Raw genomic sequence first — 9,149 nt, 5'->3', positions numbered from 1 at the left:
GGTCCACCAACGCGACGTCGACCCCCTGCATGGCCAGGTCGCGGAAGGTGGCAAGTCCGTTGATGCCGCCGCCCAGGATCAGCACGTCCGCGTGAGGTCGCGCGGCGAGGGCGGCGAATCCGGTGTTTCCGTCTGCGTTGTGCATGGTCACGTCTCTTCCTCGTAGGCGCTGTCTCCACCCTCGCACGATTGCGGGCTCCGGGACGCGTCCGCTTCGGCGGCCGCGTGCAGCATCGCACGCCCGACCGCCGCCGCAACGGGGACCGTCGCGGCCTCCCGCACGCGCAGCGTGGTGATGGTGACCGCTCCCTCGCTCCACCGGATCGTCACCGTGCTGGCCGCGGCGCCCCGCAGCCACCCGGAGAAGATGCCCGAGTGCACGACCGCCGGGCGCAGCGGTCCCGGGATGCCGCTGATGACGCGCGCGCCGAGCAGATCCTCGAAGGCGATGCCGAGCACCGCATCCCCCGGCACGGCACGGAACGGTCCGGTGCGGTCGAGCCACTCGGTGCGGGGAACCCAATCGCCGTCGCCCGCCCGCCCCACCAGGCGCGCCGAGGGGAGGTAGTCGAACGCTTCGCCGAGGGCGTCGTCGTCTTCGGCCAGCAGCAGCACACGGCCGCCCGCAGCGGCGTGGCGCCGGGCGGATGCCGTGAACCTGCGGGTGACCAGGAGCGTGTCGGCATCCGCCTCGGTCACGACATCGGCGCCGAGGCTCTGCAGCCAGGAAGCGGTCTGCTCGTCGTCGGCCGCACAGCGCACGCCCCGGGCCGTGGGCGGTGCCACGACGATGACGTCGGCGCTGTCGCGCGCGAGCACGGCGTCGCCGACGTGCAGCTCCACGGCAACCTCGTACTGGCCCGGCGCCGACGGCAGAGTGACGCCGACATCCAGCGACTGCCGGCTGCCGTCGACGGCACCGAGATCGCGGGGTCCGTCGGCGCCACCGAGCAGGCGCAGCCGCGTATCGTCGGCGAGCGCGTCGGGGCCGGGCACCACCGTGACGGCGACCGGGACCTCGCCGCCGACGAACGTGCTGTACGCCGCAGGGCGCAGGGCGACGGCATGCTCGCCGTTGACCAGGCGGTAATCCGGGGTGAACCGCTTGGGGCGGCGGTTCATGTCGAAAAGCCCATTGGCCTCCCACTGCACGTCCGAGAGCTGCGTCAGCACGTACCCGCGGATCTGCGGGTGCAGGCGGATGCTGGTGGTCTGGTAGCGGTTGGCCACCGACTGGGCGCGCTGGAGCTGCAAGACGAGTTCCTCCCACGACCCGAAGACGGCGTCCAGACCGAGCGCGGCGAACCGCTCGCGCAGCCCGGTGGCGTCGGCCGCCCCGAAAGCCCAGCCACCGCCCAGGGCGAACCACCAGGGCTCCACGCCGTCGACGTACTGGTCGCGCACGTCGGGCAGGCCCCAGTTGCCGAACTCCGAGAGCATGAGCGGCTCGCGTCCGGTGCGAACGGCGTCGCCGTGCGGGGAGAAGGTCCATTCCGGCCGTCCCGCGAACTCGGCGATCTTGTCATCCCATTCGCGGCGGGATTCCGGGATGCCGCGGTACAGGTGGTAGTCGTCGACCTGAGTGCGCAGGTGGAAGTTGGGGGCGCACGCCGAGTTGTCCACGAGCACGTGCCCGGGCAGCGCCGCACGGAACTCCTCGTACATGTCGCGCAGCCACGCGCGCTGCGGCGCCTCGGAGAGGTCGACGCCCCACGACTCGTTCATGATGGTCCACATGACGATCGACGGGTGGTGGCCGTCCTCGGCGATGATGTCGTGCAGCAGGCCCCGTGCCTCGTGGGCGACGCTGGGGGTCCAGGTCATCCAGCTGGGCAGCTCCGTCCACACCAGCATCCCGAGACGATCGGCGATGTCGTAGTACCGGGGATCGGGGCGTTTGATGTGCACGCGCAGCATGTTGAAGCCCAGGTCGCGGGTCTCACGCAGCAGCTCCTCCCATGCCGCGAAGTCGTCGGCGACGGGCTGGGAGCCCGGGTGGTAGTCCTGATCGAGCACCGCGCGCAGGTAGATCTCGCGGCCGTTGAGGCGGAAGACGCCGTCCTCGGCACTGAACTCGCGGAAGCCGGTCGCCCGGTCCACGGCGTCGAGCACGGCACCCGCTTCGCGCACCTCGACCCGCACGTCGTAGAGCGCCGGCGCATCGAGGTCCCAGCGCTCAGCGCCGTCGATACGCAGCGTCGCCCGGTGGCGGTCGCCGGAGGGATGCATCTGCGCGGAGCCGGCCACCACGCCGTCGCGCAGGACGACGACATGGATCTCATGTCCGGGCCGCACCGCCGGGGTGACGGCCGCGGAGACGTCGAGCGATGCCGTGACGGCGTCGGCGCGCACACTGACGGCGCGCAGATGGGCCTCATGCCGGTCTTCCAGAGCGACGGACTGCCAGATGCCCGCCGTCGTGCCGTACCAGGACTGCTTGCCCAGCGGGCGCTCGAGGAAGCCGGGCCGGTCGGCGCCGCCCACGCGCGGCGGATAGGAGACCGTCACCTGCAGCAGATTGGCGCCGCCGCACAGCGCCGAGGTGGCGTCGAGCTCGAAGGGCAGCCACGCCCCTTCGTGCTCGCCGATCAGCGTCCCGTTCAGCTCCACCCGCGCGTGGTGGTTGACCGCGTCGAACCGCAGAATCTGACGTCGGTCTTCTTCGCCGGTCGGGGTCCAGTCGAAGCGTCGCTCATAGCGCACGGTGGCGTGCGAGTCCCCCGCGCCGGGGACCTGGGCGGTCCAGGCACCGGGTACGGCGACATCGGTCGTGCCGCCGCCGGGCAGATGCAGCGTCCACGTGCCGTCGAGAAGGAGGCGGCGACGGGGTTGCGAGGGCATGGGGTTCCTTCCGGGGATGGGGACGCGGGGCCCGCCAGGGCGGGCCCCGCGTCGGGACGGGCGTGGAACGTCCGTCAGTTCAGCTGCTGCTCGAGCCTGCTCTGGGCCTCGGCGAGGGCTGCGGCGATGTCCTTGTCGTTGAACCAGACCTCTTCGAGCTGCGTGTGGATGAGGTCCTTCACTGCGGTCCAGTTGTCGATCTGCGGCACGAAGCGGATGTCCTCGAGCGCGGTGGACGTGTAGAACTCGCGGTTGGGGGCGGCCTGGTAGGCGTCGGACTCGATAACCGACACGCGGGGGGCGATGTGCCCGGTGGCCACCGACCACACGTCGGTGTTGTCGTACAGGAACGACGCGAACTCCAGGGCGGCGCGGTACTTCACCGGGTCGTCCTCGCGCTGCCGCGGCAACACCCACATGTGCGAGGACGCCCACACGGCCGGCTCGCCCATCAGCGCGGGGAAGTCGGCGACGGCGTAGCCGAACGGCGCCGTGGCCGCGTACTCGTTGACCACCCACGTGCCATTGACGAGGATCGCGGACTTGCCGCTCTTCCATTCGTCGATCGAGCCGGCGTAGTCGGCGTCGGTGTGGATGTAGCCCCCGTCGATGAGCTCGTTCATGAGCTCAAGTGCCGCAGCCGCCTCCGGCGTGTCGATCTGCGCCTCGCCGTCGTCGGTGACGACGTCCGATCCCTGCTGGCGCACGAGGGAGTAGAACATGCGCCATGCCATGTCGTCGTTGGCGACGCCGAGGGAGAACAGGTACGAGCCGGTCTTCTCCTTCACTGCGGCCGCCATCTCGAGCAGCTCGTCGGCCGATGTCGGCATGGCCGGGCGCCCGTCCTCGCCCATGTACCCCGCCGCCGCCAGGATGTCGGTGTTCACGTGGGCGAGGATCGCGTGCGAGTCGAACGGGACCGCATAGGTCTCGTCGCCGTAGCGGACGGAGGACTGCGCCTGGGCGGTGCTGTCGGACAGGTCGATGCCGAACTGCTCCGGGTCGAACGCCAGCAGCTGGTCCCGCTGGGCATAGTCCGACATCGAGTAGTCGTGCAGGTTGGCGATGTCGGCGGGATCCCCGCCGGCGACCGAGGCGTTGAACGCGTCGTAGTAGGAGTGCCAGTCGGCGCCTCCCAGCCGCTCGACGGTGATGCCGTGCTCGTTCTCGGCGTTGAACTGGTTGGTGAGGATCTGGATGGCCTCGCACTCGCTGGCCGCCTGCGAAGGGTCGGTCACGTCCTGCGTGGTCTCCTCGCAGTCGCCGAACATGCGCGACATCGTGATCGTGACGCCGTCGAGCTGGTCGTCGGTGACCGCCGCGATCCGGTCGGCGAGGTCGTCGGCTGCGCTGCCGCCCCCGCCCGCTGCGCCGGTGCCGGTGCCGCATGCCGTCAGCAGCATCGCCGCTGCCGTCAGCGACGCGGTCGCGCCGGCGATCTTCATCTTTCGCATGTGTTTCCTCTCTCTGGTGGACGTGACGTCCAGGACGGCCGCGAACGCGGCCGGGTTCGGGTGCCCGGCGTTCGACGGACAGTTCATTTGCCGCCCGAGGTCATGGAGATACCTCGGATCAGGTGGCGCTGGAACAGCAGAAAAATGATCAGCAGCGGCAGAGACCCCACGAGGCCTCGGGCCATGAGGCTGCCGAGCTCCGTGGCCTGGGCGAAATTACCCTGCAGCGAGGCCAGGCCCGTGGTGATGGTGAACATCTCCGAGCGGGTCGCCGAAACCAGAGGCCACAGGTAGTCGTTCCAGGTCTGCACGAAGGTGAAGATGGCCAGAGCGATCATCGCCGGCCGCGCCAGCGGCAGCATGATGAAGAAGAACGTGCGCCACGGGCCCGCGCCGTCGATGCGGGCTGCTTCCTCCACCTCGTGGGGCACCTTGGAGAAGAACTGGGTCATCAGGAACACGCCCAGCGGCGCCGCGATGCGCGGGAGGATGAGCGCGGCGTACGTGTTGTGCATCTGCACGTCGGCGACCATCGTGAACAGCGGCACGAACATCGCCTCCTTCGGGATCATGAGTCCCGCCAGCACGCTGGCGTACACGATCGCCTTGCCTCGGAAGTCGATGCGCGCGAAGGCATAGCCGGCCATGGCGCACAGCAGCACCGTGAGCACCGTGGTCACGATGCTCACGACGGCGCTGTTGAGGAACCAGCGCGAGGTGAGCCCCACCGAGAAGACGCCGAGGAGGTTGTCGAGGGTGATGTCCCGCGGAATGAGGAACTGGGTCTCCCGTGTCAGTGCCGCGTTGTCGCTCAGCGCAAGCGACGTCATCCACAGCATCGGCAGAAGCCACACCAGAGCCGCCACGATCATCGCGATGTGGTACCAGGATGCCGCCGACGCCCGGCGCAACCCGGAGGAGCCTCGAGTGCGACGCGGCGCGGTCGGGGCGGGGACCGCCGCGGTACGGGTGGGGGCGACGGAGGTCATGCGGTTTCGTCCTTGCCGAGGTACTTCATCTGGATCACGGAGACCACGAGCATGATGGCGAACAGCACGAGCGACATCGCCGAGGCGTAGCCCAGCTCGAAGTCCCGGAATCCGGTCTGGTAGATGTGCCGGATCACGACGTCGGTGGAGCTTCCCGGCCCGCCCCCGGTCATGATGTTCACCTGCCCGAACACCTGGAACGAGGCGATGACCTGCATCACCATCACCAGCAGCAGTACGTGACGGATGCCGGGGAGGGTGACGTGGACGAACTTGCCCCACGGACCCGCCCCGTCCAGTGCGGCCGCCTCATACAGGGACGCGTCGACGTCCTGCAGCCCGGCGGCGAACAGCACGAGGTTGAACCCGACGGTCCACCACACCGTGGTGGCGACGATCGCGATCATCGCCGTGTCGGTACTCGACAGCCACGCGATGGGCGCGATACCCAGTGGCTCGAGCAACGCGGCCAGGAGTCCCTGGTTGGGCGACAGGAAGTACGTCCAGATCAGCGTCACGACCGAGACGGGCAGGATGTAGGGCAGGAAGAACGCCATCTGGTACCAGCGCGCGCCGCGACGGCCGCCCTGCAGCGCCAGCGCCATCAGCAGCCCGAGTCCCGCTATGAGCGGTGTGGAGACGGCGGTAAACAGCAGCGTGTTCTGCAGCGCGGTCCAGAAGCGCGGGTCGAACCAGAAGCCCGTCTCGCCCGGGTGGAATCCGAGCGCGAAGGCGACGGCCACGAGGCCGAGCACGCCGACGGCGCGCCACACGGTCAGTCTTCGCCGCCGCGCCGGCCCTACCAGCAGCGCCGCGGCGAGGGCGAGGATGCCCAGCCGCCACCAGAACAGGTGGGTCATGGTCCACGTCATGTCGACGCCCCACAGCATCCGAACGTAGTTGTCCAGCCCGATGAACTCGCGCGTGGCTCCCAGCAGGTCCCAGTCGTGCACGCTCATGACGATCGCCTGCACGACGGGGACGAGCACGAAGACGATGTACAGCGCGATGAACGGTCCGATGAAGGCGATCCCGTATCGCAGCCCGACCCTGCCGTTGCGAGTCGGGCGCGCGGGCGCTGCCCGCCTGCCGGCCTGGATGGTCGCCATGTGCTCTCATTTCTTGCCACGTTGCAAATTGCGCGATCAGTCTGTCGACGCGACATACTCGTTGTCAACTCGACGCCGTTTGCGTGCGGCGGGCGACGATGCGGAGACGCGGAACGTGAGGAGCGGCATGGCCACGAGCATGCGCGATGTCGCCAAGCTCGCCGGCGTCTCACCGCGCACCGTTTCCAACGTCGTCAACGACTTCGAGTACGTGCGGGACACCACGCGCGAGCGGGTGCTGCGAGCGATCGAGGAGCTCAACTACAAGCCCAACATCTCCGCGCGCCGGCTGCGCGAGGGGCGCACGCGCATCCTCGGATTCGCGGTGCCGGAGCTATCCCAGCCCTACTTCGCAGAGCTGTCCGAGCTGGTCGAATCCGCGGCTCACGCCCGCGGCTACACCGTGATCGTCACTCAGACGGCGGGCCGCAAGGACAACGAGCTGCGCATGCTGCGCGAGTTCACCTCCCATCTCGTAGACGGCCTCATCTTCAGCCCTTTCACCCTCACCGACGAGGAGTTCCACGCTGCGGCCCCGAGCGTTCCCACCGTGCTCATCGGCGAGCAGATCTCGAGCCCTCGCCACACTGGCATCGCCATCGACAACGTGCAGGCGACGACCGACATCACCCGGCATCTGCTCGAGCAGGGTCGGCGCCGCATCGCCGTGCTCGGCGCGTACCACTCCGACCTCTACCGCAGCGCACGTCTACGACTGCAGGGCTACCGCGACGCCCTCGACGCCGCCGGGGTCGCGTTCGACCCCGACCTCGTGCTGTACACCGACAGGTTCGGCCGGCAGGCGGGCCGCGACGGTGTCGCCGCAGCTGTGGCGCAGGGCGTGCGCTTCGACGCACTCGTGTGCTTCACCGACATGCTCGCGTTCGGCGCCGTGCGCGCCTTCGCCGACGCGGGCGTACGGGTGCCGGCCGACGTGGCGATCGCGTCGATCGACGACGTGCAGGAGGCGGAGTTCTCGGTGCCCTCTCTGACCACGGTCGCACCCGACAAGAAAGCCATCGCCGACACGGCCGTGGAGCAGGTGCTGTCACTCGTGGAGGAGCCGACCACCAGTCCCGGCCGCTTCGAGATCGCCTACCGTCTTATCACGAGGGAGAGCTCGGCTGGCGGGGAATGAACAGGCTGCCGCCGCGTTGACTACACTCAGGAAGAGAAACGTGCTCCGGGGTCGGTGGGAATCCGAACCGGCGGTGACAGTCCGCGAGCCCGAGCCTTACGGCAAGGGTTGACCTGGTGGAATTCCGGGACCGACGGTGATGCGACAGATGTCGCTAGTCCGGATGGGAGGAAGCACGAACGACGCCACGCGCGTCGTCGGCGGTCCGACCGTCCCCCGGAGTCTGGACCGGAGGACGAGGATGGACGCGACAGACCGCGAACGCGAGGCCATGCGCCGCGCGCTGTCTCTCGCCCTACGCGGCCCCCGCGGCGTGAATCCGCAGGTGGGAGCCGTGCTGCTCTCGCCCGACGGCACGGTGCTGGCCGAAGGGTGGCACCGCGGTGCCGGCACGGACCACGCCGAAGTCGACGCGCTGGGGAAGCTCGCTCTCGGCGCGGCGCGAGGCGCCACCGCGGTCGTCACGCTGGAACCCTGCAATCACACCGGCCGCACCGGCCCGTGCGCCGAGGCGCTCATCGCCGCCGGCGTCGTGCGCGTGGTCTACGCCGTCGCAGATCCCGGCGAGGCATCGTCCGGTGGCGCGGCCCGCCTGCGCGCGGCCGGCGTCGACGTCACGGGCGGCGTGCTGGCCGACGACGGCAGGGCGCTGCTGGACTCGTGGCTCACGGTGCAGCGGCTCGGCCGCCCCCACGTGACGGTCAAGTGGGCGCAGTCCCTCGACGGCCGCGCCGCCGCCGCCGACGGCACCAGCCAGTGGATCACCGGACCCCGCGCACGGGAAGACGTACACCGCCGGCGTGCGGATGCCGACGCGATCGTCGTCGGCACCGGCACCGTGATCGCCGATGACCCGGCGCTGACCGCCCGACGCCCGGACGGCGCGCTGTACGACGCGCAGCCGATGCCGGTGGTGGTCGGCCGGCGCACGATCCCCCACGACGCGCGCGTCCACCGGCATCCGCGCCCCCTCATGCTGCACGAAGGCGCCGATCTGTTCGGTGGGGACGAGGATGCCGCGACGTCGCTGCTGGCGCAGTTGCGCGACCGCGGCGTGCATCGCGTCTTCGTCGAGGGCGGTCCGACCCTCGCGAGCGCCTTCCTGCGCGCAGGACTCGCCGACCAGGTGCTGGCCTACATCGCGCCCACCCTTTTGGGAGGACCGGTCACCGCGATCGGGGACCTCGCGGTCGCGACCATCGACGAGCAGCTGCGCCTGGACGTGGCCGCCGTCGAACGACTCGGCGACGATCTGCTGATCGTCGCGACCCCCCGGCAAGCCCGGGGACCGGAACAGGAAGGAACCCGCTGATGTTCACCGGAATCGTGGAGGAACAGGGCGAGATCACCGCCGTCGCACCCTCGGGCGACGGCGTGCGGCTGACGGTGCGCGCACCGCTGGCGGTGTCGGATGCCGGGCACGGCGACTCGATCTCGATCAGCGGCGTGTGCCTGACGGTCGTCGACCAGGACGGCGACGCGTTCACCGCCGACGTGATGAAGCAGACTCTCGACATGTCGACCCTGGGCGAGGCCGCGCCGGGCGTGCACGTCAACGTCGAACGCGCCATGGCCGCGCACGGGCGCCTGGGCGGGCACATCGTGCAGGGCCACATCG

The 9,149-nt window shown here is 69.8% G+C and carries 8 protein-coding genes and 1 riboswitch; of the genes, 3 read left to right on the top strand and 5 right to left on the bottom strand.

Features of this window, described 5'->3' with window-relative positions; translation table 11 throughout:
* The 5 genes from NQ160_RS24995 to NQ160_RS12165 all read right to left on the bottom strand — a co-directional run.
* Positions 1-145, bottom strand: a 145-nt coding sequence (locus NQ160_RS24995) for an FAD-dependent oxidoreductase (protein ID WP_374113652.1), incomplete at its 3' end; no start/stop codon positions are given.
* A gap of 2 nt (positions 146-147) precedes the next feature.
* Positions 148-2,841: a glycoside hydrolase family 2 protein gene (locus tag NQ160_RS12180; protein ID WP_257515498.1), complete on the bottom strand. Its 2,694-nt coding sequence runs from the start codon at positions 2,839-2,841 to the stop codon at positions 148-150.
* Between the two features lie 74 nt (positions 2,842-2,915).
* Positions 2,916-4,295, bottom strand: coding sequence for an extracellular solute-binding protein (locus tag NQ160_RS12175; RefSeq protein ID WP_257515497.1), 1,380 nt, complete (start codon positions 4,293-4,295; stop codon positions 2,916-2,918).
* A gap of 83 nt (positions 4,296-4,378) precedes the next feature.
* Positions 4,379-5,284 (bottom strand): carbohydrate ABC transporter permease, encoded by a 906-nt coding sequence (locus tag NQ160_RS12170; RefSeq protein ID WP_257515496.1) that lies wholly within the window; start codon positions 5,282-5,284, stop codon positions 4,379-4,381.
* Positions 5,281-6,393: a carbohydrate ABC transporter permease gene (locus NQ160_RS12165; protein ID WP_257515495.1), complete on the bottom strand. Its 1,113-nt coding sequence runs from the start codon at positions 6,391-6,393 to the stop codon at positions 5,281-5,283. The genes NQ160_RS12170 and NQ160_RS12165 overlap by 4 nt, the downstream gene beginning before the upstream one ends.
* A gap of 127 nt (positions 6,394-6,520) precedes the next feature.
* On the opposite strand from NQ160_RS12165, the gene NQ160_RS12160 reads away from it, so the two are divergent.
* The 3 genes from NQ160_RS12160 to NQ160_RS12150 all read left to right on the top strand — a co-directional run.
* On the top strand, positions 6,521-7,531 hold the full coding sequence (locus NQ160_RS12160; RefSeq protein ID WP_257515494.1) for a LacI family DNA-binding transcriptional regulator: 1,011 nt from the start codon (positions 6,521-6,523) through the stop codon (positions 7,529-7,531).
* A gap of 37 nt (positions 7,532-7,568) precedes the next feature.
* Positions 7,569-7,711, top strand: a riboswitch (FMN riboswitch).
* Positions 7,712-7,772: 61 nt separating this feature from the next.
* Entirely contained in the window at positions 7,773-8,843 is a 1,071-nt protein-coding gene (ribD, locus tag NQ160_RS12155; RefSeq protein ID WP_257515493.1) for a bifunctional diaminohydroxyphosphoribosylaminopyrimidine deaminase/5-amino-6-(5-phosphoribosylamino)uracil reductase RibD, read from the top strand.
* The coding region (locus NQ160_RS12150; protein ID WP_374113651.1) for a riboflavin synthase at positions 8,843-9,149 on the top strand (307 nt) is incomplete at its 3' end. The genes ribD and NQ160_RS12150, both read left to right, overlap by 1 nt.

The sequence above is a fragment of the Microbacterium sp. zg.Y909 genome, assembly GCF_024626565.1.
The sequence above is the reverse complement of the archived record's forward strand: the minus strand, read 5'-3'. Positions and strand labels throughout refer to the sequence as shown.